Annotated in this window: 15 protein-coding genes, 1 tRNA gene and 1 pseudogene; 10 read left to right on the top strand and 7 right to left on the bottom strand. The window is 72.7% G+C overall.

The window, feature by feature from the left end:
• Positions 1-261 precede the first annotated feature (261 nt).
• Positions 262-636 carry a hypothetical protein gene (locus tag IFT51_RS12400; protein ID WP_192061386.1) on the top strand — a complete coding sequence of 125 codons (375 nt, stop codon included), beginning with the start codon at positions 262-264 and terminating at the stop codon, positions 634-636.
• A gap of 381 nt (positions 637-1,017) precedes the next feature.
• Here the strand turns inward: IFT51_RS12400 and IFT51_RS12395 are convergent, their stop codons facing one another.
• On the bottom strand, positions 1,018-1,662 hold the full coding sequence (locus tag IFT51_RS12395; RefSeq protein ID WP_371740789.1) for a TetR/AcrR family transcriptional regulator: 645 nt from the start codon (positions 1,660-1,662) through the stop codon (positions 1,018-1,020).
• Between the two features lie 33 nt (positions 1,663-1,695).
• On the opposite strand from IFT51_RS12395, the gene IFT51_RS12390 reads away from it, so the two are divergent.
• The 7 genes and pseudogenes from IFT51_RS12390 to IFT51_RS15215 all read left to right on the top strand — a co-directional run bounded on the left by IFT51_RS12390 (position 1,696) and on the right by IFT51_RS15215 (position 7,678).
• Positions 1,696-2,748 (top strand): DMT family transporter, encoded by a 1,053-nt coding sequence (locus tag IFT51_RS12390; protein ID WP_197982028.1) that lies wholly within the window; start codon positions 1,696-1,698, stop codon positions 2,746-2,748.
• Positions 2,745-3,461 (top strand): CHRD domain-containing protein, encoded by a 717-nt coding sequence (locus IFT51_RS12385; RefSeq protein WP_243216227.1) that lies wholly within the window; start codon positions 2,745-2,747, stop codon positions 3,459-3,461. The genes IFT51_RS12390 and IFT51_RS12385 overlap by 4 nt, the downstream gene beginning before the upstream one ends.
• 98 nt (positions 3,462-3,559) lie before the next feature.
• Entirely contained in the window at positions 3,560-4,168 is a 609-nt protein-coding gene (locus tag IFT51_RS12380; RefSeq protein WP_371740788.1) for a class F sortase, read from the top strand.
• A gap of 245 nt (positions 4,169-4,413) precedes the next feature.
• Positions 4,414-4,824 carry a molybdopterin-binding protein gene (locus IFT51_RS12375; protein ID WP_192061384.1) on the top strand — a complete coding sequence of 137 codons (411 nt, stop codon included), beginning with the start codon at positions 4,414-4,416 and terminating at the stop codon, positions 4,822-4,824.
• A complete protein-coding gene (modA, locus tag IFT51_RS12370; protein ID WP_192061383.1) occupies positions 4,821-5,681 on the top strand; it encodes a molybdate ABC transporter substrate-binding protein in 861 nt (286 codons plus the stop codon). The genes IFT51_RS12375 and modA overlap by 4 nt, the downstream gene beginning before the upstream one ends.
• Positions 5,682-5,719: 38 nt before the next feature.
• Positions 5,720-6,463: pseudogene (locus IFT51_RS15220) on the top strand (ABC transporter permease); the annotation flags it as partial.
• A complete protein-coding gene (locus tag IFT51_RS15215) occupies positions 6,443-7,678 on the top strand; it encodes a sulfate/molybdate ABC transporter ATP-binding protein (protein ID WP_371740793.1) in 1,236 nt (411 codons plus the stop codon). The pseudogene IFT51_RS15220 and the gene IFT51_RS15215, both read left to right, overlap by 21 nt.
• Positions 7,679-7,820: 142 nt before the next feature.
• Here IFT51_RS15215 and IFT51_RS12360 read toward each other — a convergent pair whose 3' ends face one another.
• Both IFT51_RS12360 and IFT51_RS12355 read right to left on the bottom strand, forming a co-directional pair.
• Positions 7,821-8,222 (bottom strand): CrcB family protein, encoded by a 402-nt coding sequence (locus IFT51_RS12360; RefSeq protein WP_192061381.1) that lies wholly within the window; start codon positions 8,220-8,222, stop codon positions 7,821-7,823.
• Positions 8,219-8,764, bottom strand: coding sequence for a CrcB family protein (locus IFT51_RS12355; RefSeq protein WP_371740787.1), 546 nt, complete (start codon positions 8,762-8,764; stop codon positions 8,219-8,221). Before IFT51_RS12355 ends, IFT51_RS12360 begins: the two co-directional genes overlap by 4 nt.
• A gap of 235 nt (positions 8,765-8,999) precedes the next feature.
• On the opposite strand from IFT51_RS12355, the gene IFT51_RS12350 reads away from it, so the two are divergent.
• The gene (locus IFT51_RS12350; protein WP_192061380.1) at positions 9,000-10,343 is read left to right on the top strand and encodes an APC family permease; all 1,344 of its coding nucleotides are present in this window, start codon (positions 9,000-9,002) and stop codon (positions 10,341-10,343) included.
• Positions 10,344-10,492: 149 nt separating this feature from the next.
• On the opposite strand, the gene IFT51_RS12345 is transcribed toward IFT51_RS12350, so the two are convergent.
• From IFT51_RS12345 to IFT51_RS12330, 4 genes are all read right to left on the bottom strand, one after another.
• Positions 10,493-10,564, bottom strand: a tRNA-Arg gene (locus IFT51_RS12345).
• Between the two features lie 155 nt (positions 10,565-10,719).
• Entirely contained in the window at positions 10,720-11,217 is a 498-nt protein-coding gene (locus tag IFT51_RS12340; protein ID WP_192061379.1) for an HNH endonuclease, read from the bottom strand.
• A 312-nt stretch (positions 11,218-11,529) separates the two neighbouring features.
• On the bottom strand, positions 11,530-12,456 hold the full coding sequence (locus tag IFT51_RS12335) for a C40 family peptidase (protein ID WP_192061378.1): 927 nt from the start codon (positions 12,454-12,456) through the stop codon (positions 11,530-11,532).
• 226 nt (positions 12,457-12,682) lie between these two features.
• Entirely contained in the window at positions 12,683-13,375 is a 693-nt protein-coding gene (locus IFT51_RS12330) for a metal-dependent transcriptional regulator (RefSeq protein WP_192061377.1), read from the bottom strand.
• Positions 13,376-13,463: 88 nt separating this feature from the next.
• Between IFT51_RS12330 and serC the strand changes: the two genes are divergently transcribed.
• Positions 13,464-14,582, top strand: a complete 1,119-nt coding sequence (gene serC / locus IFT51_RS12325) for a phosphoserine transaminase (protein ID WP_192061376.1) — start codon at positions 13,464-13,466, stop codon at positions 14,580-14,582.
• The last annotated feature ends 9 nt before the right edge of the window (positions 14,583-14,591 follow it).

Genomic DNA, 14,591 nt, shown 5'->3' with positions numbered 1-14,591 from the left:
CCCTCCGCGCGCCACGAAGGGCCACTTCCGCCCACCCTGCGCGCCGTCCCCGCCCCCACCGCCCACGTTGGTCAGAAAACGCCCCTCCGCGCCCCACGAAGGGCCACTTCCGCCCACCCTGCACGCCATCCCCGGCCTCGCCCGGCGTAGACGCCCCCACCCGCCCGGCCAGCACGCCGCCGGCTGACCTCGACACCCCAGTACTGGTGGGCTTCCGTTCACATCGCCGAATCGAGCCGTCGACGGCGGTAGATTCGCGCCATGGACGACATCGATCGCGAGGAGCTGGCACGGGCCGAAGCCGAGGTCGCCGCGCTCCCGTCGCGTGAGCCGATCGTCGCCAGCCCGGCCTCGCTCGAGGGGACGGCGCGGGGTCGACTCCTCTCGATCGCCGCCCTCGTGCTCTGCCTCGTGACCGCCGTATCCGAGACCGCCTGGCTCGGTTGGGACAGCCCGGTCGCGCACGTCGCCTGGCTGGCGCTCGGGGTGCTGCTGCCTGCGAGCATCGTGCTCGCGATCCTGGCCGGATCGCTCGCCGGGCGCTTCGGCAGGACACTCGGCATCATCGGCGGCGTCTGCCTCGTCCCGCCCGTCTCGTTCATCGTCGCAGCGCCCCTGACGGTCGTCCTCGGCTGAGCCGCTGCGCCCCGGGCAGGGTTTGACCTCACCCGCCGACGTCGGTCAGAAGATGCCCCTCCGCGCCCCACGAAGGGCCGCTTCCGCCCACCCTGCACGACACCCCCGGCCCCCACGGCCCACGTTGGTCAGAAGACGCCCCTCGGCACGCGACGAAGGGCCGCTTCCGCCCACCGTGCGGGCCACCTCCAGCCCCCACGGCCCACGTTGGTCAGAAGACGCCCCTCGGCACGCGACGAAGGGCCGCTTCCGCCCACCGTGCACGACGCCCCCGACCCCCACGGCCCACGTCGGCCAGAAGACGCCCCTCCGCGCCCCACGAAGGGCCGCTTCCGCCCACCCCGCACCGCGGGCGCCCCGGCCCCAGGGCGCGCGCAGCGCTCAGACCCGCGCCGCGAGCACGTCGGCCGCCGCCGCCCGCGCCACAGCGAACGGCGAAGCGAACGTCCGCATGCCGAGGGTGACGAGTCCGCCCTCGTGCAGCAGCATGAGCAGCCGCGCCGTGCCGTCGGGGTCGTCGACCCCCGCCTCGCGGCACAGGGCGACGAACAGCTCGAGCATCCACGCCTTCTGCCGCACCACCTCGGGCAGGGCGAGCTCGATGTCGCTCTCGCCGCCCCCGACCCCCATCTCGGCCCGGGCGTTGATCGCGCTGCAGCCCTTCCGGTCGTTGTCGGGCACCCACAGGATCGTGGCGTCGAAGACGGCCAGCACCCGGTCGACGCCGGGCTCGGGCACGAGGGCGAGCTGCGCGGCGATGTGCTCGCGCCATCTCTCGTCGCGATGCCGCAGGTACGAGACGACCAGCGCCTCCTTCGATCCGAAGCGGTCGTACAGGGTCTTCTTCGTGACGCCGGCCTCGGCGGCGATCGTGTCGACGCCGACCGCGTGGATGCCGCGTTCGTAGAAGAGGCGGGAGGCGGCGTCCAGCACGCGGCGGGCTCCGGGCGTCAACTCGGGCAGCGGGGGCAGCCCGACGGGCGGGTCGGCGAGCAGGAGGCGCGAGGTCGTTCCGGTTCCGGTCACCCAGTCAGTCTACCGATCTGTATAGTCGACGACATGAGTAAACAGATCGGTGTACTCGGTGCGGTCGTGACCGTGCTGGCCTCCCTGGTGTTCGTCGCCTCGTGGAGCTCCGGATTCGTCATCGCCAAGATCGCCACCGCCGACGTGCCCGCGGCGACCCTGCTCGTCTGGCGGTTCGCTCCGCTGGCGGTCGTGCTGCTCGCCGTGGCGTCCGCGACCGGCGCCTTCCGCGGGCTCCCCCGCGTCGAGCTGCGCCGACAGGCCGTGATCGGCCTCTTCGCCCAGTTCGGCTACTGCGCCTTCGTCTACGCCGCCGTCGGCTCGGGCATCGCCACCGGCACCACGGCGCTGATCGACGCCGTGCAGCCGCTCGTGGTCGCGACGCTCGTCGGGCCGCTGCTCGGTCTGCGCGTGCGGGGGGCCCAGTGGGCGGGCCTGGCGCTCGGCGCGGTCGGCGTGGCGGCCGTCGTCGGCTCGCAGCTCGGCGGCTCGACGGCCCCCGCGGCGGCTTATCTGCTGCCCGCGCTGGCCATGGCGTGCCTCATCGTCGGGACGTTCGTCGAGCGCCGGTCGGAGGCGCGCCTCCCCGTGCTCACGGTCATGACCATCCACGTGTCCGTCGGCGCGGCCGCCCTGATCGTCCTCGCCGTCGCGACGGGCGCGCTCGTGCCGCCGGCCGACCCGCAGTTCTGGCTGGCAGCCCTGCTTTCGGCGGCCCTGCCGAGCCTCGTCGCCTACAGCCTCTACTGGTGGCTGCTGCGCCGGGTCGGCATCACGGCGCTGAACGCGCTGCTCTTCCTAGTCGCACCGACGACGGCCCTCGCGGGCACGGCGATGTTCGGCGAGCCGCTGACCGGCTGGACGATCGTCGGGTTCGTGCTGTGCGCCTCCGGAGTCGCCCTGGTGCTGGTCTTCGACCGCGCCCACCGCCCGGTCGCCGCCGCCGCCCCCGACGCCGCCACCGCCCCCGCGAAGAAAATCGACGCGCGCGTGAACGATCCGCATCTCGCCGTCGTAAGCCCCTCCACAAGCGTCGTCCGACCGGATCACGCCCCGCGAGAGGCAGAGGAAGCATGTCGAAGATGAACCGTTCCGTCCGCACCCTGACCATCGGAGGCGCTGCCGCGGCCGCCCTCACCCTGTTCGCCGCCGCTCCGGCGAGCGCCGAGACCGAGGTCGCCGAGCCCTCGAGCTTCACCAGCGCCTTCACGGTGATGGCCACGCCCGACCAGGTGATCAACAACGACGGCGTGGCGACCCCCGGCCAGGAGGGCGCCACCGGCACCTTCGACTTCCGCATCAACAGCGATCAGAACATCATCTGCTACGACATCACGCTCTCGGGCGTGACGGGCGACTACATGAGCCCGGCCAAGACCGCGACGCACATCCACGAGGCCGCCGCGGGCAAGTCCGGCCCGCCGCGCATCGCGTTCCCGAACCCCGTCGACGACGGCTCGGGCGAGCGCACCAGCAGCGGCTGCCTGCAGGGCCCCTTCACCACGGGCGTGACGAGCGATGCGGGCGCCGACACCGGCGAGGGCTTCACGCTCGCGCAGATCGAGGCGAACCCCGCCGGCTTCACGGGCGACTCGCACACGACCGACTTCGCGGCGGGTGTCGTCCGCGGCCAGCTGACCCAGGTGCCGGTCGGTGGAGTCGACACGGGTGCAGGAGGCGCGGCGAACGCCTCCACCGGCGACTCGGCCCTGATCGGCGCCGGCGCGTTCGGCGCCCTCGGACTGCTCGGTGCCGCCGGCGTGCTCGTCGCGCGTCGTCACCGCCGCCAGGAGTCCTGATCTCCCGCGGTCGCCACACGACGGGTGCGCTGCGTGAGCGGCGCACCCGTCGGGCGGCCGCGACCCTGGTCGTCTCGGCCGCCGCGGCGGTCGCCCTCGTGCTGACCGGCTGCGCGCCCGGTTCAGGAGGCGCGCCCGCCACCCCGACGGAGATCACCGCCCCGACGGGGTCGGGTCCGACGGCGGAGCCGAGCGCGCCTCCTGCCGGGTCCGCCGCTCCATCGGCCGCACCGACCCCGGCGGCGTCGCCGGCGATCGCCGACGGGGTCGCCCCGATCAGGGTGTCGGTTCCGTCGATCGAGCTGGACGAGCCCCTCATCGACCTCGGCATCGCCGCCGACGGACGCATGGAGGTCCCGACGGACTTCGACGACGTGGGCTGGTTCACCGGAGGCGGTCGACCCGGCGGGAGGGGACCGACCGTCATCGCGGCGCACGTCGACTCGACCACGGGGCCGGCGGTGTTCGCGCGACTGTCGGAGGTCGTGGTGGGCGACGAGGTCGAGGTGCTCGACGCCGACGGCACGCCCGCGCGCTACGCCGTGACCGAGGTCGAGGACTTCGCCAAGGCGGACTTCCCCACGGCCAGGGTCTTCGGCGCGACGGCGGACGACTCGCTGCGCCTCATCACCTGCGGCGGATTCTTCGACCGGAGCGTCGGGCACTACGACGACAACCGCGTCGTCTTCGCCGAGCGCGTGTCGTAGGCACTGGCCCCTGCCGGTCGAGTGGTCGGAAGATGCTCTTCCCAGACGAGGGAAGGACATCTTCCGACCACTCGACGCGGGGCCTTGCCGCGAATCGGCGCACGGTGGTCGCTTCGCGCGCTTCCCGCCGCCCCCGAGGGCACCTTCTGACCAACGACTCGGGGTGCTTCCGGTAGGCATTCCGAGACGCACACGAGGGCTGTCCAGCTTCACTTCGACGCAGATGCGGACTTATGCTGGGCTCCATGGCTCAGATACGGATCCGCGACGCCGCGTCCTTCCTCGGCGTCAGCGACGACACCGTCCGTCGGTGGATCGCCGACGGCACCCTCGTCGGCGAGCGCGACGCGTCCTCACGCACCGTCGTCGACGGACTCGCCCTGGCTCGACTCGCGCGTGAGAACGCCGTGCTGCCCGACGACCCGTCGGGCATCGGTCGATCGGCGCGCAACCGCTTCGTCGGGCTCGTGACCGACATCGTGATGGACACCGTCATGGCGCAGGTCGAGATCCAGTGCGGCCCGCATCGCGTCGTCTCGTTGATGAGCAGCGAGGCGGTGCGCGAACTCGGTCTCGAGCTCGGCTCGGTCGCGGTCGCCGTGGTGAAGGCGACGACCGTCATCGTCGAGACGCCTCAGCGACCGGTGGGCGCATGAGCACCCCCGCGGCCCGGGGTGCCGGCGGTCTCGCTCGCTCGGGGCGCAGCCTCCGCACCCGCCGCACCCGCCGCACCGGCGTGCTCGGCACCGTCGCGCTGACGCTTCTCGCGCTGACCGCGTGCGGGGCATCCGGCGGCGATGCGACCTCGGCGTCGGACTCATCGGGCGGTGACGAGCTGTCGGGCAGCGTGACGGTCTTCGCCGCCGCATCGCTCACGGGCTCGTTCACCGACCTGGCCGCCGACTTCGAGGCCGCGCATCCGGGGGTGTCGGTCGACCTGAACCTCGCGGGCTCGTCCGATCTCGCCACGCAGATCGTCGAGGGGGCGCCCGCCGACGTCTTCGCCTCGGCCGATGCGAAGAACATGAGCACGGTGGTCGATGCGGGCCTCGCGGACGGCGACCCGGTCGACTTCGCGACGAACGTGCTCGAGATCGCCGTGCCTCCGGGTGATCCCGCCGGCGTGCGCGACCTCGCCGATCTCGCCGACCCCGATCTGAAGGTCGTCGTCTGCGCCCCCGCCGTGCCCTGCGGCGCGGCGACGACCACCGTCACGGAGGCGGCGGGGGTCGCGCTGACCCCGGTCAGCGAGGAGTCCTCCGTCACCGACGTGCTCGGCAAGGTCACCTCGGGCGAGGCCGACGCGGGGCTGGTCTACGTGACCGACATCGCCGCCGCGGGCGACGCCGTCGAGGGCGTTCCCTTCGACGAGTCGGCCGAAGCCGTCAACACGTACCCGATCGTCGCGCTCACCGACTCCCGAGAGTCGGATGCGGCGCAGGCGTTCGTCGACTACGTGGCCGGTCCCGACGGCCGAGCGGTGCTCTCGGCGGCCGGATTCGGGTCGCCGTGACGAGGCGCGGGCCCGTCGGCCGCGCACCCGCCCTCGGCATCCCGGGGGGTGTGCTGATCGCAGCCGCCGTGGGCGCGGCATTCGTGGTGCTGCCCCTCGCGGCGATGGTGCTGCGGGTGGACTGGCCCCGCTTCATCCCGCTCGTCACATCGGAGTCGTCGCTGTCGGCGCTCCTCCTCAGCCTCCGCACCTCCATCGCCGCGACCGCCCTCTGCGTCGTCTTCGGCGTGCCGATGGCCGTCGTGCTGGCACGGGCGCGATTCCGCGGGCAGCAGCTGCTGCGCGCGCTCGTGCTGCTGCCGCTCGTCCTCCCACCCGTGGTGGGCGGCATCGCGCTGCTCTACACGTTCGGCCGGCGAGGGCTGCTCGGCGGGGTGCTCGACGTGCTCGGCGTCGAGATCGCGTTCTCGACGACGGCGGTCGTCCTGGCGCAGACCTTCGTCGCCCTGCCGTTCCTCGTACTCAGTCTCGAGGGCGCCCTGCGCACCGTCGGCACGCGGTACGAGGTCGTGGCCGCGACACTCGGCGCCCGACCGACGACCGCGCTGCGCCGCGTCACGCTGCCTCTCGTGCTGCCCGCGGTCATCTCGGGCGCCGTGCTGTCGTTCGCCCGGGCCCTCGGCGAGTTCGGCGCGACGCTGACCTTCGCCGGGAGCCTGCAGGGCACGACCCGCACCCTCCCGCTCGAGATCTACCTGCAGCGCGAGACCGACCCCGACACGGCCGTCGCCCTCTCGCTCGTACTGGTCGTCGTCGCCGTCGTGATCGTCGCGGTCGCGCATCGGGTCGGCGGGTTCGCGCCCACCCGCGGGGCGGCGCCCCCGGACCGCCCGTCGACGGACGCTCCCGACCGTGCCGACGGCGGCCTGCGAGCGGATCGCGTTCCGCTGCGCTCCTCCCCGCCCACCGCGCCTGCGCGTCGTCTCGACGTGACCCTCCGGGTCGACGAGCGCGACGTCGACCTCCACCTCGTCGTCGCGCCGGGCGAGACGGTGGCCGTGCTCGGCCCGAACGGCGCGGGCAAGTCGACGCTGCTCGGCGCCGTCGCCGGGCTCGTGCGACCCGATGCGGGTCGGATCACCCTCGACGACGCCGTGCTCGCCGAGGCGGGCCCCGATCGGGGCGACGCGTCGTCGTGGCTCGCACCGCACCTCCGCGGCGTCTCGCTCCTGGCGCAGGAGCCGCTGCTCTTCCCGCATCTGACCGTGCTCGAGAACGTGGCGTTCGGCCCGCGCAGCGCAGGGCGCCCCGCCGACGAGGCACGCCGCGCGGCCCGGCGCCGGCTCGACGAGGTCGGGGTGCTCGATCTCGGGGGCCGGAATCCGGCCGAGCTGTCGGGCGGTCAGGCTCAGCGGGTCGCCATCGCCCGGGCGCTCGCGTCGGAGCCGGGCGTCCTGCTGCTCGACGAGCCCCTGGCGGCGCTCGACGTGGTCGTGACGCCCGCCCTGCGTCGGACCCTGCGGCGCGTGCTCGCCGATCGCACCGTGGTGATCGTCACGCACGACGCGCTCGACGCCTACACGCTCGCGGATCGCGTCGTCCTCGTCGAGGGCGGTCGCATCGTCGACGAGGGGACGCCGACCGAGGTCTTCGATCGTCCGCGCACGCGCTTCGCTGCGCGGCTCGCCGGCGTGAACCTGGTCACCGGGGTCGTCGACCGGGGCGCGGTGCAGGTCGACGCCGACACGCGCCTCGGCGTCGGCACCGGCTCGGGAGCCGACCGCCTCATGACCGAAGGAGGCGCCGTGTCGTTCGCCGTGCCTCCTGCCCTGGTCACCGTGTCGTTCGATCGGCCCGACGACGCCTCGCGAGAATGCGTCCGGGGCGAGCTGCTCGACCTCGAACCGCGGGGCGACGTCGTCCGGCTGCGGGGCGCGCTGCTGTCGGCCGACCTCAGCCCGAGGCGGGCCGCCGAGCTCGACGACCGCGTCGGGCACCCCGTCTGGTTCTCGTTCGACCGCGCGGCCGCCGAGGTCTACCCCGCCGATCGCCGCTGAGCGCACGCCCGCGGTCCCGGACCCGGCCCCGGCCCCGGCCCACGCCGCAGCCCGCGCCCTGGCCCCGGCCGCAGCCCGCGCCTCAACCCCAGCCGCAGCCGCAGCCGCAGCCGCAGCCGCACCCTGCCGCCCTGCTCGAGGCTCAGCCCCCGATCGCCACCCCGAGCACCGCGGCTCCGACCGACAGCACCAGCACGCCGACGACGTTCAGCGCGCCGGCGCCGCGACGCCCGTCCGCGAGCAGTCGCGCGGTCTCGACGCTCGCCGTGCTGAACGTCGTGTACCCGCCGATCAGTCCGCCGCCCGCGACGAGCAGCACCTCGTGCGAGACCCCGCCGGTCGACGCCAGCCCGGTCAGCAGACCGAGCGCGAACGACCCCGTCACGTTGATGAGCGCGGTGCCGAGCGGCAGCCGTCGCGGCGCCCAGTCGACTCGCGTCCGCGCCGCGATGGCCGACCGCACGATCCCGTCGACGACGAGGCGCAGAGCCGCACCCACCCCGCCCGCGAGCGCGATGGCGACGAAGACGAGCGGGCCGGTCATGCCGTGCCTCCCTGCCCGTGTCCGGGCGGGCGCCGGTCGACGCGCCGGTCGACGCGCCGGTCGCCAGGTCGGTCGTCGCGTCGGTGCAGTCGTCCGGCGAGGGCGATGCCGGCCCCGGCGGCGAGGGTCCCGAGCACCACCGACGACACGGCGTAGGCGAGGGCCATCACGAGGCCGTCGCCCGATCCGAGCAGTCCGACGTCGACCGCGAACGCGCTGTACGTGGTGAAGCCGCCGATCAGCCCCGTCCCCACGAGCAGCCGCGCCGTCCGACGCCGCCCCTCGTCCGATCCACGGCGCACCAGAGACTCGAGCAGCAGACCCAGCGCGAACGAGCCGACGAGGTTGATGACGAGGATCGCGACCGGGAACCCCCCGGGAGGCGCGGCGAACGTCAGCGCCAGCCCCTCGCGCAGCGCGGTCCCCACCATTCCGCCGAGCGCGACCAGGCCGAGCGAACTCCACCGCAGGTGAAGGGGTCGGGTGGCGGCGGGTCGCGAGCCGCTGCCGTCGCCGGAGCGGGATGCCGGGTCGTCTGTCACCGCGCCTCCTCGTCATCCCTCGATCGTGCGCCGATACGCGCCTCGCCGAGGGTACCCGCGTCTGGCCCCGGCACCGGCACCGGCACCGGCCCCGGCTCCGGCTCCGGCTCCGAAGCGGGTCCGAGACCGGAAGCCCGCCCCCGTTGTCAACCCCTCGCGGCCTCATGGGGCGGACCCGCGCCTCCTCTTCCGTTTACGCATTGACTGTCCGAGGCACCCGACCTCGAGGAGACCCATGAACACCCCCGCCCCCACCAGCGCCCCCGCGGCGTCCGACAGCTCGCCGTCGAAGCTCAAGCAGGGGATCACCGGGCCGCTGCTCTACCTGTTCATCCTCGGCGACGTGCTCGGTGCGGGCATCTACGCGCTGATGGGCACGCTGTCGGCCGAGGTCGGCGGGGCGCGCTGGGCGCCGCTGCTGCTCGCGCTGCTGCTGGCACTGTTGACGGCGGGCTCGTACGCCGAGCTGGTCACGAAGTACCCGAAGGCAGGAGGCGCGGCGATCTTCGCGGAGCGCGCCTTCCGTCAGCCGGTCATCTCGTTCCTGGTCGGGTTCAGCATGCTGGCCGCCGGGGTGACGAGCGCGGCCGGTCTGTCGCTGGCCTTCGCGGGCGACTACCTCGGCACGTTCGTCGACCTGCCGGCCGTGCCGACGGCCATCGTGTTCCTCGCCCTGGTCGCGTGCCTGAACGCGCGGGGCATCAGCGAGTCGCTCAAGGGCAACGTGATCATGACGGTGATCGAGGTGTCCGGTCTCGTCGTCGTGATCGCCGTCGTGGCGATGATGCTCGGCGGCGGGGGCGGTGACGTCAGCCGGATCGGCGAGTTCCCCGCCGACGCCAACCCCGCCATCGCGACTCTCGGCGCCGCGATCATCGCGTACTACTCGTTCGTCGGCTTCGAGACGAGCGCCAACATCGCCGAGGAGGTGCGTGATCCGTCGCGCGTCTACCCTCGCGCCCTCTTCGCCTCGCTGATCACGGCCGGCGTCGTCTACGTGCTCGTCGGGCTCGCGAGCTCGATCGCCCTGCCCGCGTCGGAGCTGTCCGACTCGACCGGACCACTGCTCGCCGTCGTCTCGGCCTCGGGTGCCGGGATCCCCGAGTGGGTCTTCAGCCTCATCGCTTTGGTGGCGGTCGCGAACGGCGCCCTGCTGACGATGATCATGGCGAGCCGCGTCACGTTCGGAATGGCGGAGCAGGGCCTGCTGCCCCGCGCGCTCGGCGCTGTGCTGCTCCGCCGCAAGACGCCCTGGGCGGCGATCCTCGTGACGACGGCCGTGGCGATGGGTCTGACGCTGATCGGCGACATCGGCACGCTGGCCGAGACCGTCGTGCTGCTGCTGCTCTTCGTCTTCATCAGCACGAACGTGGCGGTGCTCGTGCTGCGTCGCGACCGGGTCGAGCACGAGCACTTCCGGGTGTGGACGGCCGTGCCGGTGCTGGGCGTGGCCTCGTGCGTGCTGCTGCTGACGCAGCAGAGCGGGCAGGTCTGGCTCTTCGGAGGCATCCTGCTCGCCGCGGGCGCCGTGCTCTTCATCGTGGCGCGCCTCCGCTCGAAGGCACCTGCCGCCCGCTGACCCGCCGCCCCCACGACGCCACGAGATGGACACGACGCCAGAAGAACTCCTGGCGTCGTGTCCATCTCCTGGCGTCGTGCCGAGTCTGGCGCGGGGCCGCGGGGGTTCGAGTCCCTCCAGGGGCACATCGGCGCGCAGCGTCGTTGAGGTGCCCCTGGAGGGACTCGAACCCCCAACCCTTTCCTTAGGACGGAACTGCTCTTCCATTGAGCTACAGAGGCTGACCCGGCGAGTCTACCGAACCCGCGCCTCCCCCCGTCCGGGCGCACCATGAACCGCGTTCGCGAAGATGAACCGCGTTCTATCGTGGTTCATCTTCGCGAACACGGTTCATCGCGGGTGAGGTCGACGACCCCGGCCCGCCCACGCGGCACCTCTACGCAGCGGCGGCCAGGAACTCGTCCCACTCGCGCTGCGGCCGCTCCACCCCGCGCACGATCCACCCCACCCCGTGCGGAGCCTTCGGCGCCCACCGCAGCGACCACCCCATCTCGGCCGGAGTCCGGTCGCTCTTCAGGTTGTTGCACTTGAGGCAGCACGCGACGAGGTTCTCCCAGCTGTCGGCTCCCCCGCGCGACCGCGGCTGCACGTGGTCGATCGTGGTCGCACCCCGCCCGCAGTAGGCGCAGTGGTGGGCGTCGCGTCGCAGCACCCCGCGCCGCGACACCGGGATCGTCCGCCCGTGCGGGATCCTCACGTACCGCGTCAGCACGATGACCGACGGCCGGTCGTACGAGGCGCGGGCGGCGAGCACCGGATGCTCGGCGTCGGCCGACACGACCGTCGCCTTCTGGGTCATGACGAGCACGAGGGCCCGCCGATCGGACACCACGGCCAGCGGTTCGAAGCCGGCGTTGAGAACGAGAGTGCGCATGCTGTCCCTTTCGAAGCACCCTGGACGGCTTCCAGGGATTCGATCCGTCTCGCAGCAGCCGGGCCCAGCAGTGCCCTCCGAACGAAAGAGAGCACCGCCCCTCAGGGCAGTGCTCTATCGGTCGGCTGGGCGTCGTATGTGCTCGCTCGACCGCGCACCCATGGTGCGAGCGGCGGTCGTGCGAGGCATGTGACTCTCCTGGTCTCAGCGGTGCTCCGAGATCGCCAGGTTAACCCCGAAGAGCCGCCCTGCCTAGAGGCGGGGCGGCTCTTCACAGCCTGTTCACGCGGAGCCGAGGAGGCGCGGGTCGGGTCAGACCCCGAAGCGCACGTAGTGCACGGCGTCCGTCCACAGCGGCCGCACGCTCACGACGCCGCCGGGCTTGGGCGCGTCGAGGATCATCCCGTTGCCGGCGTAGAACCCGTCGTGCGAGCCGTCGTTGAAGATGATGACGTCGCCGGGCTGCGCCTCGGCGGCCGAGATCGGCGTGCCGAGCGCCCCCTGAGCGGGCACCGAGTGCGGCAGCGAGATGCCGTACTGGGCGTAGACGAACATGATGAAGCCCGAGCAGTCGAAGCCAGCCGGGGTCGCTCCGCCGTAGACGTACGGTGTGCCGAGGTACTGCAGGGCCGTCTGGTAGACGGCGTCGAGGCTGAAGGCCCCGGGGGTCGCGGCGCCGGCGGCCGGAGCGGCCGCTGCCGCGGCCGACGTCGACGTCGACGACGTGGCCTCGCCGGCCGTCGCGACGTACTCCGACGCGGTCGGGCCGCTGTAGCTCGCGTACTGCTCGGCCAGCTGGGCTCGCTCCTGCTCGCGCTCGACGGCCTCGGCGGCCGCCGCGGCGGCCTGGTCGAGAGTCGCCTGCGAGGTCGCGGTGTAGCCGTCGCGACCCGTGTCGGCGGCGGCCACGCCGTCGGCGACCGAGACGGTCTGCGCGTCGGCGGTGCGCGACTTCGTCAGCGCGGCCGAGGCAGCGGACTCCGTCGACACGTCGGACGCACCGGTCGCGCCCGGGGTCTGGGCGAACGCGGGAAGGGCCAGCGTGCCGAAGAGACCGGCGGTCAGCGTCATCACGGTCACCGAGACGGCCGTGCGGCGAGCGCTCGTCCGGCGTCGCGGTGCAGGGGCGGCGGCCGCGGCGCGTCGGAGCGACGAACGGGTCGGGAGGTCGGAGGGGGTGCGGAGGGCAGCGGTCTTCGGCTGCTCGTTCTCGTGTCGGGCGGGAACAGGCTGGGTCAAGAGGGTGGTTCTCCGGCGTCTCGACAGCACTAGGGATGCTGGCCCGTCCGTTCGTCAGATCAACGTCTCATGGCAAGAGACGGGAGCTGCGAGACGTCTTGCCACGGATCCCGCGACCGGCTTCCTGGCCGAGGGACTCTGCGACTGTACGCGAAGCCCTGCGTGAAATCATCCCCGAGAGGGATATTTGTAACGAATTGGTAAACAGCCGAACGAGGGCTGGGAATCAGCTCGACACGTAGATGTGCTGCGCGACCTCGTTGGGCAGCTCGAGGCCCTCGTCACGACCCTCGGCCTGCACGAAGACGTACGAGCCGGCAGCGGTGACGGTCGCCGAGCTGCCGGGCATGACCCCGGCGTTCTGCAGCTGCTGCAGCAGCTCGGGCTCGAACTGCACCGGCTCGGCCAGACGGCGGATCGGGCGGGTGACGCCCTCGGGGTTCTCGGCCACGACCTGCACCAGGTTGACGACCCCGTCGAGGAACCGACCGGCCGGCGAGTCGCCGAGCTCGTCGAGACCGGGGATGGGGTTGCCGTAGGGCGACTCGGTCGGGTGGTCGAGCATCTCGAGCAGGCGGCGCTCGACCTGCTCGCTCATCACGTGCTCCCACCGGCAGGCCTCGTCGTGGACGTACGCCCAGTCGAGGCCGATGACGTCGGCGAGGAGGCGCTCGGCGAGGCGGTGCTTGCGCATCACGTGGGTCGCCTTGCTGCGCCCGTCGTGGGTCAGCTCGAGGTGCCGGTCGCCCGAGACGACGACGAGACCGTCGCGCTCCATCCGGGCGATCGTCTGCGAGACGGTCGGACCGGAGTGGCCGAGGCGCTCGGAGATGCGCGCACGCAGCGGCACGATGTTCTCTTCTTCGAGGTCGAGGATCGTGCGCAGGTACATCTCTGTGGTGTCGACGAGATCGGTCAACAGGGGCCTCCCGGTGGAACGCGTGGACTACCCCGTCAGCCTAGTGGCTGCACGCTGGACGCTCCGCCGCGGTCACTAGGATCGACGCATGGCGGACATCTCGATTCCCACTGACCTCCTGCCCACCGACGGTCGATTCGGCTGCGGGCCGTCGAAGATCCGCGGCGCACAGCTCGAGCACCTGGTCACCGCGGGGGCGCGCCTCCTCGGCACCTCGCACCGGCAGGCGCCGGTCAAAGACCTGGTCGGGCGGGTGCGCGCCGACCTCGGCGAGCTGTTCCGCATCCCCGAGGGCTACGAGGTCGTGCTCGGCAACGGCGGCTCGACCGCCTTCTGGGACGCCGCGGCGTTCGGTCTCGTCGAGAAGCGCGCCGAGAACCTGTCGTTCGGCGAGTTCGGCTCCAAGTTCGCCAAGGCCAACGCGGCGCCCTGGCTCGAGGCGCCGCACGTGATCACGGCCGAGGGCGGCGCGCTGGCCGAGGTCGAGGTGCTCGAGGGCGTCGACGTCTACGCCTGGCCGCACAACGAGACGTCCACCGGCGTGATGGCCCCCGTCACCCGGGTCGACGGCGACGCCGGCGCGCTGACCGTGGTCGACGCGACGAGCGCGGCCGGGGGCATCGACTTCGACGCGACGCAGGCCGACGTCTACTACTTCGCCCCGCAGAAGAACTTCGCCAGCGACGGCGGTCTGTGGCTCGCCCTCTTCTCCCCCGCGGCGATCGAGCGCGTCGAGCGCGTCGCCGCGAGCGGCCGGTACATCCCCGAGTTCCTCAGCCTGAAGAACGCCGTCGACAACTCGCGGCTGAACCAGACGCTGAACACCCCGGCGCTCACCACCCTGCTGCTGCTCGAAGACCAGACGCGCTGGATGCTCGACAACGGCGGCCTCGCCGGGATGGACGCCCGCACGCGCGAGTCGTCGTCGGCCCTCTACGACTGGGCGACCGCGTCCGACTACGCGACGCCCTTCGTGGTCGACCCGTCGCACCGCTCGCAGGTCGTCGCCACGATCGACTTCGCCGAGTCGATCGACGCCGCCGCGGTCGCGAAGGTCCTGCGGCAGAACGGCATCGTCGACACCGAGCCGTACCGCAAGCTCGGGCGCAACCAGCTGCGCGTCGCCACCTTCGCGGCCATCGAGCCCGACGACGTCCGCCAGCTCATCCGCTCGATCGACCACGTCGTGAGCGCCCTGGCCGTCTGACGGTCGGGC

The sequence above is a fragment of the Frigoribacterium sp. CFBP 13712 genome (assembly GCF_014842255.1).
Classification (GTDB): Bacteria; Actinomycetota; Actinomycetes; order Actinomycetales; family Microbacteriaceae; genus Frigoribacterium.
This window is presented reverse-complemented; position numbering and strand designations above follow the sequence as displayed.

Excerpts from the sequence above, each read along its gene's own strand:
- IFT51_RS12400 (WP_192061386.1), top strand. The coding sequence starts at position 262 with ATGGACGACATCGATCGCGAGGAGCTGGCACGGGCCGAAGCCGAGGTC.
- IFT51_RS12390 (WP_197982028.1), top strand. The coding sequence starts at position 1,696 with ATGAGTAAACAGATCGGTGTACTCGGTGCGGTCGTGACCGTGCTGGCC.
- IFT51_RS12385 (WP_243216227.1), top strand. The coding sequence starts at position 2,745 with ATGAACCGTTCCGTCCGCACCCTGACCATCGGAGGCGCTGCCGCGGCC.
- IFT51_RS12375 (WP_192061384.1), top strand. The coding sequence starts at position 4,414 with ATGGCTCAGATACGGATCCGCGACGCCGCGTCCTTCCTCGGCGTCAGC.
- modA (WP_192061383.1), top strand. The coding sequence starts at position 4,821 with ATGAGCACCCCCGCGGCCCGGGGTGCCGGCGGTCTCGCTCGCTCGGGG.
- IFT51_RS12360 (WP_192061381.1), bottom strand. The coding sequence starts at position 8,222 with ATGACCGGCCCGCTCGTCTTCGTCGCCATCGCGCTCGCGGGCGGGGTG.
- IFT51_RS12350 (WP_192061380.1), top strand. The coding sequence starts at position 9,000 with ATGAACACCCCCGCCCCCACCAGCGCCCCCGCGGCGTCCGACAGCTCG.
- IFT51_RS12340 (WP_192061379.1), bottom strand. The coding sequence starts at position 11,217 with ATGCGCACTCTCGTTCTCAACGCCGGCTTCGAACCGCTGGCCGTGGTG.
- serC (WP_192061376.1), top strand. The coding sequence starts at position 13,464 with ATGGCGGACATCTCGATTCCCACTGACCTCCTGCCCACCGACGGTCGA.